This window comes from Arenimonas sp., from assembly GCF_022842045.1.
Lineage (GTDB): Bacteria > Pseudomonadota > Gammaproteobacteria > Xanthomonadales > Xanthomonadaceae > Arenimonas.
Window position 1 is genome coordinate 1 of the sequence record NZ_JALHQI010000012.1, and the last position, 20,876, is coordinate 20,876.

Below are 20,876 nucleotides of genomic sequence, written 5' to 3' on the forward strand. Positions count from 1 at the left end.
AGCGCCGCCGCCAGCCCGGCGCGGCAGGCCGCGGCCGCTTCGGCGTCGTGCGGCAGGAACACCATCCCGCAGGCGTCGCCGTCGGCGTAGGGAATGCCGGCCTCGTGCGCGATCGCCGCCAGGAACACCCGCGGCCGCCGCAGTAGCAGCCCGCAGCCGTCGCCGCTGAGCCCGTCGGCCCCGACCGCGCCCCGATGTGTCAGTCGCGCCAGCGCCTGCAGCCCCGCGTCGACCAGGGCCCGCGAAGGCCGATCGTCCAGCTGGGCGATCAGCCCGAAACCGCAGCTGTCGCGCTCGAAATCCGGGGAATGCAGGCCCGGGACCGGGGGAGCCGGCATGCGCCCTCCGTATTGATGTGGGCTTTCCCCACCGTCACACAGCCCAATAGAGTTTCTGCTCGGTTGCGGGTTAGAGTGAGGCCTCTTCCCGATGTGGAGGTCCGGCATGCGTACGATCCTGGTCGCCAGCTCGAAGGGAGGCGCCGGCAAGACCACGGTGTCGACCAACCTCGCCGCCCACTTCGCCGTCGAGGGCAAGGCCACCGCCATCCTCGACGCCGACCGGCAGAAGTCATCCACCCACTGGTGCGAGAAGCGCGCCGCCCTCGACACCGCCGTGCTGCCGATCGACGGCAGCAAGCGCGGCTGGGACAAGCACGTGCCCGAAGGCGTCCAGCGCCTGGTGGTGGACGCCCCGGCCGGCGCCATGGGCGAGGACCTCACCGCCTTCCTGGACATCGCCGACGCCATGATCGTGCCGGTGCTGCCCTCGATCATCGACCTCGAGGCCACCGTGCCCTTCCTCAACACGCTGGTGCAGCACCCGCGGGTGAAGAAGGGCAAGCTGCCGGTCGGCATCGTCGGCAACCGCCTCAAGCCCTGGACCAGCAACTCCCAGCAGGCGCTGGACCAGCTCAAGGCCTGGCCCTACCCGCTGGTGGCCGAACTGCGCGACACCCAGGCCTACGTGCTGATGGCCGCGCTGGGCAAATCGGTCTTCGACTACCACTCCGAACAGATCCGCAGCCACCAGGACGACTGGGCGCCGCTGCTGAAGTGGCTCAAGAAGTCACTCTGACTCCGTTATTCCAAGGAAGACCATGCGCGAACTGATCCTGCTCCGCCACGCCCACGCCGAACCGGCCGCCCCCGGCCAGGACGACTTCGACCGCCCGCTGTCCCTGCAGGGGCAGGCCGAGGCCGAGGCCGCCGGGCGCTGGCTGCGCGACCACGGCTACCTGCCCGACCGCGTCGTCACCTCGCCGGCGCGCCGCGCGCGCGAAACCACCGAGCAGGCCATGGCCGCCCTGGGCTACGTCGAGCTGCGCCAGGAAAAGCGCATCTACGACGCCACCCCGGGCATGCTGATGCAGGTCGCCGACGAGCACCGCGACATCGCGCGGGTGCTGCTGGTCGGCCACAACCCCGGCTTCGAACAGCTGGCGGCCCTGCTGAGCTCGGGCCAGTCCGGCGACTTCCGCGGCATGCCCGCGGGTGGCGTGGCCGTGCTGTCGATGCCGGCCGACGCCGACCTGGAGCCCGGCATCGCCCGCCTGGCCGCCTTCTGGTGGCCGTGAGCGGATGAAGTGGGCCTGGCTGGGCGCGCTGTGCCTGGCCGCCGCGGTGGCTGACGCCGCCGCCAGCGGGGAATCCCGCGAAGCCGTCGATCCGGCGGCGTCCCGCGCCAGCTTCGAGGTGTCCCTGCGCGTGACCGGCCCGGTGCCGGGCCGGTTCCGGCGCATCGAGGGCGAGCTGCTGGAGGACGATCGCGGCCGCTGGCGGGTGCAGGTGCGGGTGGACGCCGAGGGCCTGGAGCTGGACGGCCCGGAATGGATGCTCCGCAGCACCCGCTCCCGCAGCTTCCTGGACGTGGAGAACCACCCCGAGATCCGCTTCCGCTCGGCGCCCTTCACGCGCGAACTGCTGGCCACCGGCGGCGCCCTGCGCGGGCGGCTGGACCTGCGCGGCGAGTCCAGGGGCGTCGCCTTCACGCTGCTGCCGGCCGACTGCGACCGCCCCGGCCGGGACTGCGACATCGTGGTCCGCGGCGAGATCAGCCGTCGCGCCTTCGGTATGACCAGCCAACGCGTCTGGGTGAAGGACGAAGTGGGCTTCGACTTCCGGGTGAGATTGCGCGACCCTGTCGCCCCATGAGCCCCGCCCGACGCCTGTTCACCGCCCTGCTGGTCCTGCTGCTGGCCGGCTGCTCCACCCTGTCCGTGCGGGAGCGGCGCGAAGCCGCCGACCTGGCCCTGGCCGCCCGCAGCACCGAGGTCGGCTGCCGCGAGGGCGTGGACTGCGCCGTGGCGTCGCCGCTGCTGGCGCTGGGCCATGCCGCCGTCGCCGCTTCCACGCCGGAGGCGCCGCGGCACGAGGTGGTGCTGCTCGACCGCGGGCAGGACTCGCTGCTGGCACGCCTGCACCTGATCCGCGCCGCGCGCGAAAGCATCGATCTGCAGATGTTCATCTTCGACAAGGACGACAGCGGCGTGCTCGTGCTCGAGGAGCTGCTGGCCGCCGCCCGCCGGGGCGTGAAGGTGCGCGTGCTGCTCGACCAGCTCTACGGCCTGCCCGACCCGAACCTGCAGGCCAGCCTGGCCGGCCACCACGCCAACTTCGAGCTGCGCCTGTACAACCCCACCTTCGACGAAGCCAAGACCCAGAAGCTGCAGTACGCCGCCGGCATCCTCTGCTGCTTCATGAAGTTCAACCAGCGCATGCACACCAAGCTGGTGCTGGTGGACGGCGTGGCCGGCATCACCGGCGGCCGCAACATCCAGGACCGGTACTTCGACTGGGCCGAGGGCTACAACTACCGCGACCGGGACATCCTGGTGATGGGCCCGGTGGCGAAGGCGATGGCGGAGAACTTCGACGCGTTCTGGAGCTACGAGCGCTCGCGTCCGGCCGAGGAGCTCAAGGACGTGGCCGAGCGCCTGCATCGCCACCAGGGCGTGCCGCCGAGCTGGCTGTTCGACCCGGAGCGCCCGCCGCCGCCGCCGCGCGTCACCGCCATGCGCGACGAGGCCGGCGACGGTGCCGCGGTGATGGCGCGGATGGAGCCGCTGCGGCTCGCGGTCGGCCGGGTCGATTTCTACGCCGACTTGCCCGAGAAGCACGAAGGCGAGCTGCGCGCCGAGGAGGACGCGTCGCAGGCCATGCACGACCTGGTGCAAAGCACGCAGGGCGAGCTGGTGATCCAGACGCCCTACCTGGTGCTGTCGCGCGAGGCGCGCAAGGTCTTCCGCGGCCTGCAGAAGCGCGCCGACAAGCCGGCGGTGTGGGTGTCCACCAATTCGCTGGCCGCCACCGACGCCTTCCCCGTGTACGCGATGAGCCACAAGTACAAGCGCCTGTACCTGCGCGAGCTGGGCTTCCGCATCTTCGAGTACAAGCCCTACCCGACCGACGCGCCGATCAACGTCGCCGCTACCGGCGTGCTGGGCGAGGAGCGGGCCGCGCACCTGCCGATGTTCGGCTCGGGCTCCTCGGGTTCGTCCAGCGGGCCGGTGCCGCTCAAGCGCGCCGGCATCCGCGTCGGCCTGCACGCCAAGTCGCTGGTGGTGGACGGCCGGATCGGCGTGGTCGGCAGCCACAACTTCGACCCGCGCTCGGACAACCTCAACACCGAGTCCATGGTGGTGGTGCACGACGCCGAGTTCGCGGGCGCCCTGCTGGCCAGCATCCGGCGCGACATGACCCCGGAGAACGCCTGGCTGATCGCGCCCCAGGAGAAGCCGCCGGTGCTCTCGGGCCTGAACTACAGCCTGGGCAAGATCTCCGAGAAGCTGCCGATCTTCGACATCTGGCCTTTCCCCTACGCCACCAGCTACCAGCTGCGGCCGGGCTGCAACCCGATCCCGCCGGGCCAGCCGGGCTTTTACGACTGCTACGAGGACGTCGGCGCCTTCCCCGAAGTCGACCTGCCGCTCAAGACGGTCTATACCCGCATCCTCACGGCCTTCGGCGCCGGCCTGGTGCCCATCCTCTGAGCCGCGTGGCCGGTGTCGCGCCGGCCTGCGTTCGATTGACGCCGCCGCCGCCCCGGCCTAGGCTGCTTCCTCTTGAAAACCCCGCCGGACACGCCCGCATGCCCCTCGCCATCAGCTTCGAACTCTCCGACCGCGACCTCGAGCACTTCAACCAGGCCCTGGCCAAGGCCCGCGCCTCCGCCGGCAGCAAGACCGCCGACGAGATCATCGCCGCGGCGTCCAAGCTGCTGATCGAAGCCGACAAGGTCGAGGTCCCGGACTTCATCGCCGAGCGCCTGGACCGGCTCGACGCGCTGATCGCGATGTCGCGCGACGAGGGCTGGCACCTGCCCGAGGAGGACCGCCAGCGCGTGCTGTCGGCCCTGGTCTACTTCGCCGACCCGTCCGACGTCATCCCGGACCACGTGCCCGTGCTGGGCTACTTCGACGACGCCATCGCCATCGAGATGTGCGTGAAGGAGCTCAAGCACGAGATCGAGGCCTACGACGAATTCTGCGAGTACCGCCAGGGCGAGGCCGAGCGCCGCGGCCTGGACCCGGCCACCGTCGGCCGCGCCGACTGGCTCGAGGCCCGTCGCGACGAGCTGGTGGACCGCATGCACCGCCGCCGCAACCGGCAGACCGGCAGCGGCTACGGCGACAGCTCCGGCTATGCGCGCAAGGGCTACACCAGCGCCTTCCGCCCGGGCCTGATGCGCGTCCGCTGAGCCCCGCTGCCATGGCCGGCCCGTTCCGCCGCCGGCCGGCCGTGGCCGACATCAACCGGATGCTCGTGGGCACCGCCCCGGGGCACCTGGGCATCGCGGTCACCGAGCTGGGCGAGGATTTCCTGCGCGCCACGATGCCGGTGGACGAGCGCACCAAGCAGCCGTTCGGGCTCCTGCACGGCGGCTCCTCGGTGCTGCTGGCCGAAACGCTGGCCAGCCTCGCCGGCTGGCTCTGCCTGGACCCGGACCTCAAGCAGCAGTCGGCCGGCATCGAGATCAATGCCAACCACCTGCGCGCCGTCACGTCCGGCGTGGTCACCGGCACCGCGCGCCCGATCCACCTGGGCCGCGCCACCCAGGTCTGGGAGATCCGCATCGAGGACGACCAGGGCCGGCTCACCTGCATCTCGCGCATGACCGCGGCGGTGATCGGCGCCTGAGCCGGCGCGCGTCGCCCGCGTACCGCGGCGTCGGGTGTTTACTCGGCCCGCCTGCGGCACAATGCCGCGCATGTCCACCCACACCGAAACGGCCAAGCCCGCCCAGGATTGGCGCCGCCCGTTGCGCTACCTCTGGCGCGCGCCGCTGCTCAGCCTGCACCTGCTGGTCGGGCTGCCGCTGACCCTGCTGATGATCAACCCGGTCTCGGCGCGGATCGAGCTGCGCGGCGAGCGGTTGGACCACCGCATCATCCGCTGGTGGTCGGGCACGCTGATGCGCATCTTCGGCTTCCGCCTGCGCCGCTACGGCACGCCGCTGCCAGGTGCCGCGCTGTTCGTGGCCAACCACGTCAGCTGGATCGACATCGAGCTGATGCACAGCCAGCGCATGATGGGCTTCGTGGCCAAGGCCGAGATCGCGCGCTGGCCGCTGGTGGGCTGGGTGGCCAGCCGCGGCGGCACCATCTACCACCACCGCGGCAGCAACGATTCGCTGCACGGCGTGATGCACCAGATGGTGCAGCGCCTGGAGCAGGGGCTGGCGGTCGGCGTGTTCCCGGAGGGGCGCACCACCGGCGGCGACGCCATCGGCACCTTCCACGCCCGCATCTTCCAGCCGGCGGTGGTGGCGAACGTGCCGGCGCAGCCGGTGGCGCTCAAGTACGGCGCGCGCGGCGACGCCCAGACCATCGTCGCGTTCGGGCCGCGCGAGAATTTCCTGCAGAACTTCCTGCGCCTGCTGGGCGAGCCGGGCCGGGTGGCCGAAGTGCACTTCCTCGAGCCCGTCGCGGCCAGCGAGGACGGCCGCCGGCGCATGGCCGAGGCCTGCCGCGAGCGCATCATCGCGGCCATGGCGGGCTGAGATGGGCAGCGCCTACCGGCCGCCGCGCTGGCTTCGCAACCCGCACGTGCAGTCGGTGCTGAGTTCGATGCCGCTGCGGCGCGCGGCGGGGCTGCGCGAGCTGCGGCGCCTGGGCGCGCAGACCACCGAGCACATCATCACCGTCGAGGACGGCGTGCGGCTGCAGGGCTTCCACACCCGCCTGCCGGGGCGCGAGGCACCGACGCAGGGTTTGGTGCTGCTGCTGCACGGCTGGGAGGGCAGCAGCGAGTCGAGCTACATGCGCCACACCGCGGCGCAGCTGCTGGCGCGCGGCTTCGAGGTGTTCCGGCTCAACTTCCGCGACCACGGCGACACCCACCACCTCAACGAAGGCCTGTTCCACTCCTGCCGCCTGGGCGAAGTGGTGCAGGCGGCGGCCGAAGTGTCGCGGCGCTTCCCGGCGCGGCCAATGCTGGCGGCGGGCTATTCGCTGGGCGGCAACTTCGCGCTGCGGCTGGCGCTGGCGGCGCCCGGCGCCGGCATCCCGCTGGTGCACGCGGCGGCGGTGTGCCCGGCCATCGACCCGTCGGCGGTGATGCGCACGCTGGAGTCGGGCCAGCCCTTCTACCACTGGTACTTCATGAAGAAGTGGCGGCGTTCGCTGTCGATCAAGCGCGCGCTGTTCCCGCAGCAGCATGACTTCGACGACAGCATCCTGGCCAAGGACATGCGCAGCCTGACGCACTGGCTGGTGGAGCGGCACACCACGATGGGCGGGGTCGAGGAGTACTTCGACGGCTACGCGGTGGCCGGCGACCGCCTGGCCGGGCTGCAGGTGCCGGTGAGCGTGCTGGCGGCGGCCGACGACCCGGTGATCCCGGTGGAGGGCTTCCCGCGGTTGGCGCTGCCGGCGCATTCGATCCTGGAAATCGCCGATTTCGGCGGCCACTGCGGCTTCCTCGAGGGCGCCCACCTGCGCGGTTACGCCGAGCGCTGGGTCGCCGACCGGCTGGCGGCCGCCGCCGCGCCCGCCCGCGATACAATCGCCGTTTCCGCCTAGAAAACCCACTTCCATGCTCGACAGCATCAACGCCTCCCTGCGCGATGGCGACTTCGCCGTGGCCCTCGCCACGGCCCGCGAGCTCGTCGCCGCCGAACCCGCCAACGCCGCCGGCTGGCACTTGCTCGGCATTGCCGCCCTGGCCCTGGGTGAGCGCACCGAGGCCCGGGACGCGCTCGACCGCGCGATCGGCCTCGACCCCGAGCAGGGCGCTTTCCACGCCACCCGCGCCGCGCTCGACCTGGCCGAGGGCAAGCCGACCGACGGCCTGCGCGAGGCGCTGGCGCTCAACCCCAATACGCTCAGCGCCTACCTGCTGCAGGTGCATGTCGCCCTCGCCCGCGGCGATGTGGTCGAAGCCCGGCGCCGGCTGCGCCTGGCCCAGCGCGTGGACGCCGGCAACCCGCAGGTGTCGATGGCCGAAGGCCACGTCGCCCAGGCCAGCGGCGACCCGGAGCTGGCCCTGCGCTGCTACACCGCGGCCGCCACCGCCCAGCCGAACATGGCCTCGGCCCAGCTCGCGCTGGGCCTGGCCTATCTGCAGCGCCAGACCTGGGCGTTCGCCGAACAGGCGCTGTCGAACGCGCTGCGTCTGGATCCGTCGCGCCCGCGCGTCGCCCTGCGCGGCCTGGTCGAGGCCCAGCGCCGCCAGGGCGACCGCGAGGCGGCGCTGAAGACGCTCGACGAACTGGCCGAACGTTTCCCCGACGAGCTCGATGCTTTCGGCCTGCGCGCCGAGCTGCGCCTGCAGGCCGGCGATCGCGCCGGTGCGTTGGCCGACCTGGACCACGTGCTCGACCGCCAGCCGCGCCACGTTTCCAGCCTGCGCCGCCTCGCCGCGCTGCTGGTTGGCGAAGGCCGCGCCCCGGAAGCGAAGGCCCGCCTCGACAAGGTGCAGGAAGGCGCACCGAAGGACCACGACGTCTGGGCACTGCGCCTGCAGCTGGCCGGCGCCTTCGGCGAGGCGCCGCTGGACGTGGTCAGGCGCTGGCATGCCGCCGACCCCGACAGCGCGGACTGCATGGACCTGCTGGCCGACTTCCACCGCAGCCGCGGCGAGTTCGCCGAGGCCGCGGCCTGGGCCGAGCGTGCGCTCGCCGTCAATCCGCGCCTGTTCAACAGCAACATGATCCTGCTGCAGGCCGAGCAGGCCCGCGACCTCGACCTCGCCCTGGTGCGCGCCGACCGCCTGCTGGTGATCGAACCCGACGTCGAGCGCCAGCGCCAGGTGCTGGCCTGGGCCGGCATCGCCCTGGACCAGGCCGGCCGCTACGACGAAGCCGCCAAGTGCTGGAAGAACATGCTCCAGCGCGTCTCGCGCCAGTCGCCGCGGATGCCGCCGCCGGCGGTGGCGCCGGCCGAGCAGGTGCCCGAGGGCGAAATCGCCGCAACCCTGGCGTGGGCGCCGGTGGGCGTGCGCGCCGAAGCGGTGCTGATGGCCGCGAAGCAGCAGCTGGGCGAGCGCCTCGACCTGGCCCGCGCCGGCGTGGCCTCGGCGGGTGATGGCTTCGGCCTGGTGCGGTTCCCGCCCGGCGATCCGCGCGCCGGCAGCGCCGCGCGCTGGACCCAGACCGTCACCGCCGCCGGCCTGGACCCGGCGACCCTCATCGACTGGCTGCCGCACCTGGACCCGTACACGCTGGCGGCGCTGCGGGGCGCCCGCGTGCTTTGCCTGCTGGCCGATCCGCGCGATGCCCTGCTCAACTGGTTCGTGTTCGGCAGCCTGCAGAACTACCTGCCCTCGCCCGATCCGGTGGCCGCCGCCGACTGGCTGGCGCGCACGCTCGAGGCCGTGGCCGACCATCGCGACGCGCATCCGGACCGCGTGGTCTTCGCCCGCCTGGACGCCGACGCCGCCGAGGCGGCCGCCGCCATCGAACAGGCCCTGGGCCTGCCGCAGCCGCTGCCGGGCCTGCACGGCCGCGGCGCCCAGCTGCCGGCCGGCCAGTGGCGCCACTATCGCGAAGCGTTCGCCGACGCTTTCGCGCGCCTGGCGCCGGTGTCGGCGCGCCTGGGCTACCCGGCCGGTTAACTGCCGGCCGGCAGGCCCAGCAGCAGGGCCACGCCCAGGCCGATGCGGTACCAGGCGAAGGGCCGGAAGCTGTGGGTGGCGATGTAGCCCAGCAGCCAGCGCACGGCCGCGAACCCGGTGAGGGTCGCGGCCACGAAGGCGACGCCCAGGCTGGCCCAGTCCTCGTCGCCGGCGCTGCCGTCGCGCAGGGTTTCCATCAGCGCCCAGCCGCTGGCCGCGAACATGGTCGGGATGCCGACCAGGAACACGAACTCGGCCGCCGCCGGCTTGCGGTTCATGCCCAGCAGCAGCGCCATGAAGATCGCCGCCGCCGAGCGCGAGGTGCCCGGGAACACGCCGGCCAGCACCTGCGCCAGGCCCACGGCCACGACCACTTTCCAGGTCAGCGCGTCCGACGGCGGCTTGCCCTCCGAGATGCGCTCGGCGACCAGCATCCACACGCCGCCCACCACCAGCGCCCACGCGATCGGCGTCACCGTGTCGGGCAGTTCCCAGCCCAGCAGGCGCACCGGCAGGCCCACCACGGCGGTGACGCCGAACGCGACCGCGATCTTCAGCGCGTAGCCGCGGGTCGCGGCGTCGTCCAGGCCCGTGGCGAGCTGCCACAGCCGCTGCCGGTAGACCAGCGTGATGGCGAGGATGGCGCCGGCCTGGATGCTGATGTTGAACAGGTCCGAGCGCGCGCCCAGCCAGTGCTGGGCGATGAGCAGGTGGCCGGTGCTGGAAATCGGCAGGAACTCGGTGAGGCCTTCGATGATCCCCAGCAGGAGGGCGGACAGCAGGTCGTTCAAGGGCGGGGCCGGTGGGTGGGGGCGTTGGATGATACGGCGGGCAGCAAGCTGGGCGCAGGAGTTGGTGGGGAGAGGGTGGGAACTGGTGAAGAGGAACTAGTGAAGAGGAGCTAGGAACTAGTAAGAGCCGCACGGCCCGCTTCTCCACTAGCTCCTAGTTCCTTTTCACTAGTTCCCACTCCTCCCCATATTGGCGCAATACCCAAAACACAATGCACCACCATGGTGCTTGCTGGTCCCGAAGGAATAACAAAAAACTATTTGCGCCAATAACATACGCCCGGTCCTGCCTTGGCACGCCCTTTGCAACCCTACCCCCATCCCAACCCACCCGGAGCCACCCGCATGTCGCTTGCCCATATCGAGAAGATGATCAAGGACCACGAGGTCGAGTTCGTCGACCTGCGCTTCGCCGACGTGCGCGGCGTGCAGCACCACGTCACCTTCCCGGTGAGCATCATCGAGCCGGGCCTGTTCGAGGACGGCAAGATGTTCGACGGCTCGTCGATCTCGGGCTGGCGCGGCATCAACGAGTCCGACATGGTCCTGCTGCCGGACCCGGACACCGCGGTGCTCGATCCCTTCACCGCTGATCCGACCCTGATCCTGGTCTGCGACGTGCTCGACCCGGCCACCATGCAGGGTTACTCGCGCTGCCCGCGCGGCGTCGCCAAGCGCGCCGAGGCCTACCTCAAGGCGTCCGGCATCGCCGACCAGGCCTTCTTCGGCCCCGAGCCCGAGTTCTTCATCTTCGACTCGGTGCGCTTCGCCAACGACATGGGCCACACCTTCTTCGAGATCGATTCCGAGGAAGCGGCCTGGAACACCAAGAAGAAGTACGAGGGCGGCAACAGCGGCTATCGTCCGGGCGTGAAGGGCGGTTATTTCCCGGTCGCGCCGACCGACCAGCTGCACGACATCCGCGCCGAGATGTGCAAGCTGCTGATGGCCGCCGGCCAGGAAGTGGAAGTGCACCACCACGAAGTGGCCAACGCCGGCCAGTGCGAGATCGGCACCAAGTTCAACTCGCTGGTGAAGAAGTCCGACGAGCTGATGATGCTCAAGTACATCGTCAAGAACGTCGCCCACCGCAACGGCAAGACCGCCACCTTCATGCCCAAGCCGCTGGTCGGCGACAACGGCAGCGGCATGCACGTGCACCAGAGCCTGGCCAAGGGCGGCGTGAACCTGTTCACCGGTGACGGCTACGGTGGCCTGAGCCAGATGGCACTGTGGTACATCGGCGGCATCTTCAAGCACGCGCGCGCCATCAACGCGTTCTCGAACTCGACCACCAACAGCTACAAGCGCCTGGTGCCGGGCTTCGAGGCGCCGGTGATGCTGGCCTACTCGGCCTCGAACCGCTCGGCTTCGTGCCGCATCCCGTACGTGGCCAACCCGAAGGCGCGCCGCATCGAGATGCGCTTCCCGGACCCGATGAACTCGGGCTACCTGACCTTCACCGCGCTGATGATGGCCGGCCTGGACGGCATCAAGAACAAGATCGACCCGGGCGCGCCGAGCAACAAGGACCTCTACGACCTGCCGCCGGAAGAAGAGAAGAACATCCCGACCGTTTGCCACTCGCTCGACCAGGCGCTGGCCGCGCTCGACGCCGACCGCGAGTTCCTCAAGGCCGGCGGCGTGATGAGCGACGACTTCATCGACGGCTACATCGCGCTGAAGATGCAGGAAGTGACCAAGTTCCGCGCGGCCACCCATCCGCTCGAGTACCAGATGTACTACGGCATCTGATTCGCGACCATCGTGGCGGAAACGAGATGGCCCGGCTTGTCCGGGCCATTTCTTTCCCGATAGCATCGGGCGACACGAGGGGAGAGCGTGATGATGAAGTGGGTCCGGCAGGGCTTCCTGGGGCTGTTGTTGTTCGTGGTCGGCGCGGTGGTGGTGACGGCGGTGCTGCGCTGGTTCGCGGTAGATGATGCCGCGCGCGCCGACGTGGCGCTGCTGATGACGCCGCCGCCGGCGCCGGTGGGGGACAACGGCTTCGCCGCCCTGGCGCTGGCCGGGCACGAGGTGCCGGTGGACCAGTTCGAGGCCGTGATGGCCGGCGAGGTCGCGCGCTTCGAGGCCTTCGAGCGTGCGACCCGCGAAGAGTTGCTGGCGATGGCGCGCAAGTCGCCCTATTCACTGGCCGACGGCGGGCCGAGCTACACCCTGCTCGAAGACAGCGGCTTCCCGGTGCGCGAACCGCTGGATTATTCGGTCGGCTGCGGCATGCAGGCGGACGACTGCCTCGCACGCGTTGGCGAGGATCCCGGCGCCGTGCGCGACCTGCTGGCCCGTGCCGGCGAGCGCACCGCCCTGGCCGAGCGCAGCCTGGCCAGCGGCCACCTGCGCAATCCCTATCCGCCCAGCCTGATGGCGCCGCTGCCGAGCTTCCAGCTGCTGCGCCTGCCGCTCAATGCCGCCGCGCTGGACGCCGTCGAGGGCCGCGTGCCGGAGGCGATGTCGCGCACCTGCGGCGTGTTGGCCAACGCGCGGCGCCACGGCGCCACCAGCACCGACCTGATCCCGCAAATGGTCATGGCCAGCCTCGCCAACGGCGCCGCCGGCCTGCTGCTCGACCTGCGCCGCGCCGCGCCTGATGTGCCGCTTCCCGCAGACTGCGCGCCGGCCCTGGCGCCGGTGCAGGGCGAGGATTACTTCGTCTGCGAAGCGATCCGCGGCGAGTTCCGCATGGTCTCGCGCGTCAGCCACGACCTCGACGCGTCGCTGGCCGGGAAGTGGAATCCGCGCGACCTGTTCCTGCGCCTCACCGCCTTCGATGCCGACACCTACGACGCCTGGCTGGCGCCGCGCTACGCCCAAACCTGCCGCGATGACTATCGCCAGGCCGTGCTGGCGGGCGTGGTGCCGCCGCCGCGCGTCGAAGTGCCGGAAATGTCGGACCCGACCTGCTGGGGCGCGGTGGTCAGCTGCGTGCTGAGCAACATCGGCATGGCCGACGTCGGCCAGTACCAGCGCCGGCTGCTCGACAACGCGGCGAAGCTGCGCCTGCAGCTGGCGGCCTTGGCCGTCGCCGATGGCCGCCTGGCGCGCGACGCCGCGGTGGCCGAAGCGACTTCGCCGGGTTACGCGGCGACCCTGTCCGCCGACGGCGATCGCCTGCAGATCTCCCTGCAGCAGGCCGGCCCGAACCAGGAGCCGACCTTCAGCGTCGCGCTCTGATCCGCGTCCAATCCCTGGCCCCTGATCGAAGCCGGCCCCCGCGGCCGGCTTGCGGCGTTGCACCAAGTCCCCCGAGGGGAAATCTGTAATATCCGGGTAGGAAACTTCGTACCGACTTCTGGGGAGAAAGCGTACGTGACTATCCGGACCCTGCGGCTTCTGCCGCTTCTTTTGCTGTGCCCGTCGCTCGCCCAGGCCGGTGCCTGGATCAACGAGATCCACTACGACAACGCCGGCACCGACGTCGGTGAACGCATCGAGATCGCCGGCGACGCCGGCACCTCGCTCACCGGCTGGACCCTGCACTTCTACAACGGTGCCGATCGCAAGGTGTACGCCACCCGCAGCCTGTCGGGCACGCTGGGCGCCACCTGCGGCGCATTCGGCTTCCTCACCGTGGACGCGGCCGGGCTGCAGAACGGCGCGCCCGACGGCGTGGCGCTCACCAACGCCTCCGGCGCGGTTGTGCAGTTCCTGAGCTACGAGGGCAGCTTCAATGGCGCCGATGGCCCGGCCCGCAACCGGACCTCGGTGAACATCGGCGTGTCCGAGACCGACGCCACGCCCGTCGGCCACTCGCTGCAGCTCGGCGGCAGCGGCACGCAGTATTCGAACTTCACCTGGCGCGCGGCGGCGGCGTCCACGTTCGGAACCTGCAACGTCGCGCAGACCTTCCCGGTGCCGGACCTGGCGCCCACCGTCACCGGCACGTCGCCGGTGGATGGCAGCGGCTCGGTGGCGCTGGACAGCAACCTGTCGATCGTCTTCTCCGAACCGGTGAGCCTTGCCGCGGGCGCCGTGACGCTGGCCTGCGACAGCGGCGGCAGCGTCGCGGTGGCCACCAGCGGCGGCCCGACCCAGTTCACCGTGGATCCGCAGACCAGCCTGCCGGGCCTGTCGGACTGCCTGGTCGACGTCCTCGCCAGCAAGGTCACCGACCTCGACGGCACGCCGACGCCCATGGCGGCGAACTACAGCTTCGTGTTCACCACCGCCGCGGTGCCGGGGCTGGATTACTACTCGGGCGTGAACACCTCCAGCGCCTCGGCGCTGCGCAGCAGCCTGCACGCGCTGATCGACGACCACCAGCGCTTCCCGTACACGTCCACGGCCACCGATACCTGGGACATCCTCGAGTACGCCGACGAAGACCCGACCAACCCGGGCCGCATCCTCGACGTGTACCGCAATGCGGCGTACACGAAGGCCGGCGGCGGCAACACGCAGTACAACCGCGAGCACACCTGGCCCAAGAGCTACGGCTTCACCAACGACGGCAGCGGCAACTATCCGTACACCGACACCCACATGCTGTTCCTGTCGGACTCGGCCTACAACAGTTCGCGCAACAACAAGCCGTATGCCGATTGCCTGAGCAACTGCGTCGAGCGCGCCACGGTCGCCAACGCCGGCGCAGGCGGCGGCACCGGCGTGTTCCCGGGGAACTCGAATTGGTACGACACCACGTACTGGCAGACCTGGGGCGACCGCAAGGGCGACGTTGCGCGCGCGCTGCTGTACATGGACGTGCGCTACGAGGGCGGCACCCACGGCGTCACCGGCGTGGCCGAGCCGAACCTGATCCTCACCGACGACCCGGGCCTGATCCAGGCCTCCAGCAGCAACCTCGGCGTCGCCTACATGGGCCGCCTGGCCGACCTGCTGCGCTGGCACGCCGAGGACCCGGTGGACGAGAAGGAAATCCTGCGCAACGAAGCGGTCTACACCTACCAGGGCAACCGCAATCCGTTCATCGACCACCCGGAATGGGTGGCCTGCGTGTTCCAGGGCGTTTGCCCCTGAGCTGAGTGACGCGGGCGGCGCCGGGCCGCCCGCCGGTCCGGTGCAGGGCGCTCGCCTGGCCCGGCCCCGCCGGCGTCCGGCGGCCCGCCCGTCGGCCAGGCGGCGAGGGGCTTGCCGGCCCCGGGGTCACTGTGCATACTGTGCCTATTCAAAAAGCACAGTGGCCCCGTGAACGCGGAACTCTTCCTGTCGGCCAGCGACCCGCGGCCGATGTACCAGCAGATCGTCGACCAGGTCACCGCCAAGGTGATGGCTGGCGACTGGGCGGCCGGCCAGCCGCTGCCGTCCATCCGCGAGCTGGCCGCGGAGAGCCGGGTCAGCGTGATCACCGTTCGCCGCGCCTATGAAGAGCTCGAACGCGCCGGCGTGATCGCCACCCGCCAGGGCAAGGGCTCGGTGGTCGCCGAACGCAGCGACCTGCCCACCGCCCTGATGCACGAGGAACTGCAGCGCCAGCTCGAGGTGCTGCTCGCCTGCGCCGCGCGCCTGGGCCTGCCCCGCAGCGAACTGCACCGCCTCATCGACCAGGCCGCCGACCCCGACGCGGCCGGCCCCGCCACCCCGCAAGGAAACCTGCCATGACGCTCGCCTTCTCCCTGTCCGGCATCGGCAAGTGCTACCCGCACTTCGCCCTCAAGGACATCACGCTCGACCTGCCCGAAGGCCAGGTGATGGGCCTGGTCGGCATCAACGGCGCCGGCAAGACCACGCTGCTGCGCCTGCTCACCGGCCTGGCCGCCGCCGACACCGGCGAAGTCACGGTGCTCGGCCATCGCTTGCCCGAGGGGCAGGTCGCCGCCAAGCGCGACATCGGCTTCGCCTCCGAGGACATGCGCCTTTACCGTGGCCAGACGCTGCGCTGGCACATGGACCTGATGCGCGGCATCTATCCGGACTGGAGCGAGGTCTATGCGGCCGAGCTGCTCAAGCGTTTCGACCTGCGCGCCGAACAGACGCTCGGCGGGTTCTCGCACGGGCAGCGGGTGAAGGCGCTACTGCTGCTTTGCCTGGCCCGCCGCCCGCGCCTGCTGCTGCTGGACGAACCGACCACCGGCCTGGACCCGGTCGCGCGCATCGAGGTGCTGGAGGCCCTGGCGGACGTGCTGCGCGACGAGAGCCGCAGCGTGCTGTTCTCCTCGCACAACACCCACGACGTCGAGCAGATGGCCGACAGCATCACCTTCCTGCACCAAGGCCGGCTGGTGGCCTCGGCCGACAAGCACGCCTTCGTCGACCGCTGGCGCCGCGTCGTCTGCCAGGGCGCGCTGCCCGAAGGCCTCGATGCCTGGCCGGAGATCGCCAGCGCCCGCGCCAACGGCAGCCTGGTCGAAATCAAGGCGCGCGCCTGGGACGCCGGCATGCCCGCGCGACTGGCCGCGCAGGGCCTGCAGGTCCAGCGCGACGATCCGATGGCGCTGGAAGACATCTTCGTAACCGCCGTGCGCTCGGGAGCCGTGGCATGACCCTCAACATCCCCGTCATCAAGCTGCTGGTCGCCAAGGACTGGCAGCTGTTCCAGAAGCAGCTGGCCGTGTGCGTGCTCGCCGGCATCGTCTCGCTGTGCTTCCTCGGGCTGGCCAGGCCCTGGGCTTTCTATGTCGGCTCGCTGATGCTGATCATCGTGATGGTGTCGGCGGCGTGCTTCTCGATCGCGACCTCGCTGGTGGTCGAGCGAAAGGAGCAGACGCTGGCCTTCGTGATGAGCCTGCCGGTGTCGCCGCTGGACTTCACGGTGGCCAAACTGGTCGGCAACCTGGTCACCTTCCTGGTGCCCTTCGGGGTGATGCTGGCCGGCACGCTGGCGGTGGTGCTGTTCACCCCGCTGCCGGATGGCCTGTTCGTTTACGCGCTGCTGATCTTCGGCTACCTGCTGTTCGCGTTCTCAGTCTCGCTGGCGATCGCGATGGCGGTGCAAACGGAGGGGTGGGCGACGTTCGGGATGATCGCGCCGATGGTGCTGATCAATCCGTACATGATGGCGCTGGCGCAGGTGCCGGAGATCCAGCGGCGTGTCAGCGTGGACGCGCTGGTGTGGACGACGCCCGCGGTGCTGATCCTGTCGGCGCTGGTGGTGCTGTCGGTGGTGCTGATCGGCGCGACCGCGTGGCACCACGCCCGCAAGCCGGCGTTCTACTGAGGCCGTGGGTGCCACCGCGCCGCAGGAGCGGCTGCACTACATGGACCACCTGCGGGCGCTGGCGATGCTGGCCGGCGTCTTCTTCCACGCCGCGCTGGCCTACAGCCCGCTGATGCAGGGCTTCTTCCCCACCGCGGACCGGCAGAACAGCGTTGGGGTCGACGCGGTGATCTGGGGGCTGCACCTGGTGCGGATGCCGCTGTTCTTCCTGGTCGCGGGCTTCTTCGCCGCGTGGGTGATCGCCGCGCGCGGCGGCATGGCGCTGGCCCGGCAGCGGGTGCGGCGCATCCTGGTGCCGTTCCTGGTGGCGTGGCCGCTGGTGCTGTGGTCGCTGTCGGCCAGCACCGGCTGGGCGCTGGAGAACGTGCAGCATCCGTCCGCGTTCCTGGCCATGGTGCGCGAATGGCTGCAGCAGCCGGACCCGCCGCGCCTGCCGCCCGGCACCGGCCACCTGTGGTTCCTGTACTACCTGCTGCTGTTCGGCGTGCTGCACTGGGTGGTGCGCACACTGGATCTTGGACGCCTCGGCGCCTGGCTGGCCTCGCGGCACCCGGCCTGGCTGCTGCTGGGGCTGCCGCTGCCGCTGGTGCCCGCGCTCGCTTCGGTCAGCGCGCCGCATCCCGCGCCCGAAGGCCTGGTGCCGCAGTTCTGGGCGATCGCCTACTACGGCGCCTTCTTCGCGCTGGGAACCCTGGTGCACGTCAGGACCGACTGGCTGGCGCGCGCACGGCCGTCCGCGCCCTGGCTGGCGCTGGCCAGCCTCGCGCTCTACGCCGTGTTCCTGTGGCGGCTGTCGGTTGAACTGCCGGGCCAGGCGCAGCCGGTCGCGTCCTGGGGCGTCGCCTTGCTGGAAGGCTGCCTCAGCGTCTGGATGACGGTGCTGTGCCTGCTGGCCGGACAGCGGCTGCTGGATCGCGCCAGCGGCGTGATGCGCTACCTCGCGCAGTCGGCGTACTGGACCTACCTGCTGCACCTGCCGCTGCTGTTCGCGCTGCAGTACGCGCTGATGGACCAGGAATGGCACTGGGGCCTGAAGTTCGCGACCGCGGTCTGCGCCACGCTCGCCGCCTGCCTGCTCAGCTACCAGCTGATGGTGCGGCACACGCCCTTGCGTCGCTTCGTGGGCTGAGCGCGGACCGGCGCCGCCGCCGGTGCGGGGGCGTCCGGGGCCAGCGGCCCGCGCCTTGCGACATACTGTCGGCATGTCCGTCCAGCCCACGCCGCCGTCCACCGACAGCCTGGCCACGCCGCTGGCCTGGCTGGATGCCGACGGTCGGCTGGTAGGCTGCAATCCCGCCTTCGCCAGCTGGCTCGGCGTCAGCGCGCGGCGCCTGGTGGGCATGGCGCTGCAGGAGTTCGACGCCGAGGGCGATCGCGTCGCCGGCCTGTTGCCGCGGCTGCTGCCCACCGGCGAGCCCCTGCGCGTGCGGCGCGCACGCCTGGCCTTCCCCGGCAACGCCGAGCGCTTTGCCGAGGTCTGGCTGGCGCGCACGGAGGACGGTGGGCTGAGGCTCGAAGCGCACCCGGCCGACGAATTCCCCGGCGAAGACCCGGCCACCGCCCTGCCCGCCGCACTGTCGGCCGCGCTGAAGGGGCTGGCGCACGAAATCCGCAATCCGCTGGCCGGCATGAAGGGCGCGGCGCAGCTGCTCGGCCGTCGCGTCGAGAGCGACGACGCGCGCGAGCTGGTCGAGCTGATCGGCAGCGAAGTCGACCGGCTGGCCGCGCTGGTGGACCGCTTGCTCAACCCTGCGCCGCCGCGCGACTTCGAGCCCACCAACATCCACGCCGTGCTCGAGCGCGTGCGCGCGCTGGCCGAGACCGAGGCCGGCTGGTCGATCAAGCTGGTGCGCGACTTCGATCCCTCGCTGCCCGAGTTCCCCGGCGACGCCGACCGCCTGGCGCAGGCGCTCTGGAACCTGGTGCGCAACGCGCTCGAGTCCGGCGCCTCGCAGGTGTGGCTGCGCACGCGCGCCGAGCACCACGTGCTGATCGGCGACACCGCGCACCGCCTCGCCGTGCGCGTGGAGATCGCCGACGACGGCCGCGGCGTGCCCGACGACCTGGCCGAGCGCATCTTCCTGCCGCTGGTGTCCGGCCGCGCCGAGGGCAGCGGCCTGGGATTGCCGCTGGCCCAGCAGGTCGCGCGTGAGCACCGCGGCTCGCTGGGCTATCGTTCGCGCCCGGGCCACACCGTATTCACCCTGCTGCTGCCGGTGCCCGGGGCCGGCGAGGACGACGCATGAACACTGCCCTTCCCACCCGCTCCACTTTCGTCACCGTGGTGGCGTGGATCTTCCTGATGCTCTCGGGCTTCGGCCTGTTCATCTCGCTGCTGCAGAACCTGATGATCCACCTGCTGTTCCCGCCCGAGGCCTTCGAGGAATTCGCGCGCATGCCGCCGCCGCCGGGCATGCCGGCGGGCGTCGGCTGGATCTTCGGCAACATCAAGGCGTTCTTCGCGCTGATGGTGCTGCCGGTGTTGTTGATCTTCGCGGCCTCGCTGGGGCTGCTGAAGCGGTGGGAGTGGGGCCGCAAGCTCTTCATCGCGATGATGGCGCTGTCGATTGTGATGAACCTGGTGATGCTGGTGTTCCAGGGCTTCATGATGGTTGGCCTGCATGGCCAGTTCGAAGCGCTGGCGCAGGCCGCGCCGGAGGGGCAGGCGCCGCCGGACATCGGCGCCTTCCTGATCGGCATCAGCGTGTTCGCGCTGGTCTACTCGCTGGGCATCTCGGCGGTGCAGGCCTGGATCATCAAGCGCCTTGTGTCCGCGCCGATCGTGGCGGAATTCCGCGCGGCGTCCGCTCAGGCGTAGCTGAATTCCATCAGCGCCTGGTCCACCTGCCAGGTCACGCGCGTGGGCTGCACCGACAGCCACAGGCGCTTGGGCTCGCCGACGGGCTTCCTGCCGACGAAGCCGGCGGGCGTGAGCAGGGCGACGCAGCCACCGTGGTCGGGGTGGCGCACCGAGGCGTAGCGGATGGCGCCGATGTCCGCGGCGCGGGCTGCGCGGGCCAGTGCCTGGCAGTCGCGGTAGTCGTCCGGATCCGCCCACTTCGCGGCGTCGCGCGCCAGCGGCGCTTCGCGCGTATCGATCGCCGTCGCGCGCAGCGAGGCCTGGAACGCGGTGTGCACCACCGGCGGCAGCCGCGACATCGCGGTGGCGTCGCGCAGGAAGCGCCAGCGCCAGTAGCCAAGTTCGGCGCAGGCGGTGGGCAGGGCGTCGGCGCCGTAAAACACGCCCGGCTCGCCGCCGGCGCGGAAGCGCGAACCGCCCGGCAGCGGCGGGTAGCGGAAGGGCGTGGACAGCAGGTAGTGCAGCGGCTTCGCGATGGCCGGCAAGGGTGGCTTCGCGGCGTCGAGCAAGGCCTCGAGCACCACCTGTTCGGCCGCGGTGTCCACCAGCTTCATGGTCGAGGCCACGCGCTGGTCCTCGACCACGCGCCAGGCGCGGCTGCGCCAGGGGCGCGCCTCAGACGCGAGCGCGGTGGGCGTCCAGGTAATCGGTGACATGGACCAGGCCGCGGGTCTCGAGGATCAGTTCGCGCGGCACGCCGTTGAGCCCGGCGTTGTCGCTGGCCAGCCAGGCGCGCGCGGCCTCGGTGCTGCCGACGATGGAATCGAGCGAGCGGAACAGCCGCAGCAGCAGCAGGGCCAGCTCGCCGGGCTTGCCGTCGGGGTCGAGCCGGTACTGGCCCTGGTAGAGCCGGGTGACCGTGGCCTGGCTCAGGCCCAGCACCCGGCCCAGCGTGGCCTTGCTCAGGCCCAGCTGGTCGGCGGCGCGGGTGACGGCCTTGGCCAGTACGGCGTCGCGCTCGGGTTCGGGCAGTCGGGCTTGGGTGCGGGACATGGCGCCTCCTTTCCCCTGGAAGGATACGCCTCGGAAATTTCAGGTGC

At 71.0% G+C, this 20,876-nt stretch carries 22 protein-coding genes; 18 read left to right on the forward strand and 4 right to left on the reverse strand.

All coding sequences use genetic code 11. The features are described from left to right. Window positions 1-338 (reverse strand): hypothetical protein (locus tag Q0C12_RS04455; protein WP_290886729.1); only part of this gene is annotated, 338 nt, incomplete at its 3' end. A gap of 106 nt (window positions 339-444) precedes the next feature. Here Q0C12_RS04455 and Q0C12_RS04460 point away from each other — a divergent pair. The 9 genes from Q0C12_RS04460 (at window position 445) to Q0C12_RS04500 (ending at window position 9,053) form a co-directional block, all read left to right on the forward strand. After that, the gene (locus Q0C12_RS04460; RefSeq protein WP_290886731.1) at window positions 445-1,077 is read left to right on the forward strand and encodes a ParA family protein; all 633 of its coding nucleotides are present in this window, start codon (window positions 445-447) and stop codon (window positions 1,075-1,077) included. Window positions 1,078-1,099: 22 nt separating this feature from the next. Continuing rightward, the gene (locus tag Q0C12_RS04465) at window positions 1,100-1,576 is read left to right on the forward strand and encodes a histidine phosphatase family protein (RefSeq protein ID WP_034214042.1); all 477 of its coding nucleotides are present in this window, start codon (window positions 1,100-1,102) and stop codon (window positions 1,574-1,576) included. 4 nt (window positions 1,577-1,580) lie between these two features. Further along, the gene (locus Q0C12_RS04470) at window positions 1,581-2,153 is read left to right on the forward strand and encodes a YceI family protein (RefSeq protein ID WP_290886736.1); all 573 of its coding nucleotides are present in this window, start codon (window positions 1,581-1,583) and stop codon (window positions 2,151-2,153) included. After that, complete coding sequence (locus tag Q0C12_RS04475; protein ID WP_290886739.1) at window positions 2,150-3,991, forward strand: phospholipase D family protein; 1,842 nt, start codon at window positions 2,150-2,152, stop codon at window positions 3,989-3,991. The genes Q0C12_RS04470 and Q0C12_RS04475 overlap by 4 nt, the downstream gene beginning before the upstream one ends. Before the next feature lie 98 nt (window positions 3,992-4,089). Continuing rightward, on the forward strand, window positions 4,090-4,698 hold the full coding sequence (locus Q0C12_RS04480) for a DUF1232 domain-containing protein (RefSeq protein WP_290886742.1): 609 nt from the start codon (window positions 4,090-4,092) through the stop codon (window positions 4,696-4,698). Between the two features lie 59 nt (window positions 4,699-4,757). Then, window positions 4,758-5,138 carry a hotdog fold thioesterase gene (locus Q0C12_RS04485; RefSeq protein ID WP_290886855.1) on the forward strand — a complete coding sequence of 127 codons (381 nt, stop codon included), beginning with the start codon at window positions 4,758-4,760 and terminating at the stop codon, window positions 5,136-5,138. Window positions 5,139-5,208: 70 nt separating this feature from the next. Continuing rightward, on the forward strand, window positions 5,209-6,000 hold the full coding sequence (locus Q0C12_RS04490) for a lysophospholipid acyltransferase family protein (RefSeq protein ID WP_290886745.1): 792 nt from the start codon (window positions 5,209-5,211) through the stop codon (window positions 5,998-6,000). Between the two features lies 1 nt (window position 6,001). Further along, the gene (locus tag Q0C12_RS04495; RefSeq protein ID WP_290886748.1) at window positions 6,002-7,021 is read left to right on the forward strand and encodes an alpha/beta fold hydrolase; all 1,020 of its coding nucleotides are present in this window, start codon (window positions 6,002-6,004) and stop codon (window positions 7,019-7,021) included. A gap of 13 nt (window positions 7,022-7,034) precedes the next feature. Continuing rightward, window positions 7,035-9,053 (forward strand): tetratricopeptide repeat protein, encoded by a 2,019-nt coding sequence (locus Q0C12_RS04500; RefSeq protein ID WP_290886751.1) that lies wholly within the window; start codon window positions 7,035-7,037, stop codon window positions 9,051-9,053. Here the strand turns inward: Q0C12_RS04500 and Q0C12_RS04505 are convergent. Then, entirely contained in the window at window positions 9,050-9,844 is a 795-nt protein-coding gene (locus Q0C12_RS04505; RefSeq protein WP_290886754.1) for an undecaprenyl-diphosphate phosphatase, read from the reverse strand. The two genes, Q0C12_RS04500 and Q0C12_RS04505, sit on opposite strands and share 4 nt — an antisense overlap. 345 nt (window positions 9,845-10,189) lie before the next feature. Between Q0C12_RS04505 and glnA the strand changes: the two genes are divergently transcribed. The 9 genes from glnA to Q0C12_RS04550 all read left to right on the forward strand — a co-directional run bounded on the left by glnA (window position 10,190) and on the right by Q0C12_RS04550 (window position 19,794). Then, window positions 10,190-11,599 (forward strand): type I glutamate--ammonia ligase, encoded by a 1,410-nt coding sequence (glnA, locus tag Q0C12_RS04510; protein WP_290886757.1) that lies wholly within the window; start codon window positions 10,190-10,192, stop codon window positions 11,597-11,599. Between the two features lie 90 nt (window positions 11,600-11,689). Next, window positions 11,690-13,036 carry a hypothetical protein gene (locus Q0C12_RS04515; protein WP_290886760.1) on the forward strand — a complete coding sequence of 449 codons (1,347 nt, stop codon included), beginning with the start codon at window positions 11,690-11,692 and terminating at the stop codon, window positions 13,034-13,036. Window positions 13,037-13,171: 135 nt separating this feature from the next. Further along, window positions 13,172-14,839, forward strand: coding sequence for an endonuclease (locus tag Q0C12_RS04520; protein ID WP_290886763.1), 1,668 nt, complete (start codon window positions 13,172-13,174; stop codon window positions 14,837-14,839). 168 nt (window positions 14,840-15,007) lie between these two features. Then, on the forward strand, window positions 15,008-15,421 hold the full coding sequence (locus Q0C12_RS04525; RefSeq protein ID WP_290886766.1) for a GntR family transcriptional regulator: 414 nt from the start codon (window positions 15,008-15,010) through the stop codon (window positions 15,419-15,421). Beyond that, window positions 15,418-16,302, forward strand: a complete 885-nt coding sequence (locus tag Q0C12_RS04530; RefSeq protein WP_290886769.1) for an ABC transporter ATP-binding protein — start codon at window positions 15,418-15,420, stop codon at window positions 16,300-16,302. The genes Q0C12_RS04525 and Q0C12_RS04530 overlap by 4 nt, the downstream gene beginning before the upstream one ends. Beyond that, on the forward strand, window positions 16,299-16,976 hold the full coding sequence (locus tag Q0C12_RS04535) for a hypothetical protein (protein ID WP_290886772.1): 678 nt from the start codon (window positions 16,299-16,301) through the stop codon (window positions 16,974-16,976). The genes Q0C12_RS04530 and Q0C12_RS04535 overlap by 4 nt, the downstream gene beginning before the upstream one ends. A gap of 4 nt (window positions 16,977-16,980) precedes the next feature. Beyond that, entirely contained in the window at window positions 16,981-18,105 is a 1,125-nt protein-coding gene (locus Q0C12_RS04540; protein WP_290886775.1) for an acyltransferase family protein, read from the forward strand. A 73-nt stretch (window positions 18,106-18,178) separates the two neighbouring features. Continuing rightward, window positions 18,179-19,222 (forward strand): ATP-binding protein, encoded by a 1,044-nt coding sequence (locus Q0C12_RS04545; RefSeq protein WP_290886777.1) that lies wholly within the window; start codon window positions 18,179-18,181, stop codon window positions 19,220-19,222. Continuing rightward, a complete protein-coding gene (locus Q0C12_RS04550; protein ID WP_290886780.1) occupies window positions 19,219-19,794 on the forward strand; it encodes a hypothetical protein in 576 nt (191 codons plus the stop codon). The genes Q0C12_RS04545 and Q0C12_RS04550 overlap by 4 nt, the downstream gene beginning before the upstream one ends. Here the strand turns inward: Q0C12_RS04550 and Q0C12_RS04555 are convergent. Next, on the reverse strand, window positions 19,785-20,492 hold the full coding sequence (locus tag Q0C12_RS04555) for an RES family NAD+ phosphorylase (protein ID WP_290886782.1): 708 nt from the start codon (window positions 20,490-20,492) through the stop codon (window positions 19,785-19,787). The genes Q0C12_RS04550 and Q0C12_RS04555 overlap by 10 nt on opposite strands. Continuing rightward, window positions 20,452-20,829 (reverse strand): MbcA/ParS/Xre antitoxin family protein, encoded by a 378-nt coding sequence (locus Q0C12_RS04560; RefSeq protein WP_290886785.1) that lies wholly within the window; start codon window positions 20,827-20,829, stop codon window positions 20,452-20,454. Before Q0C12_RS04560 ends, Q0C12_RS04555 begins: the two co-directional genes overlap by 41 nt. Window positions 20,830-20,876: the final 47 nt, after the last annotated feature.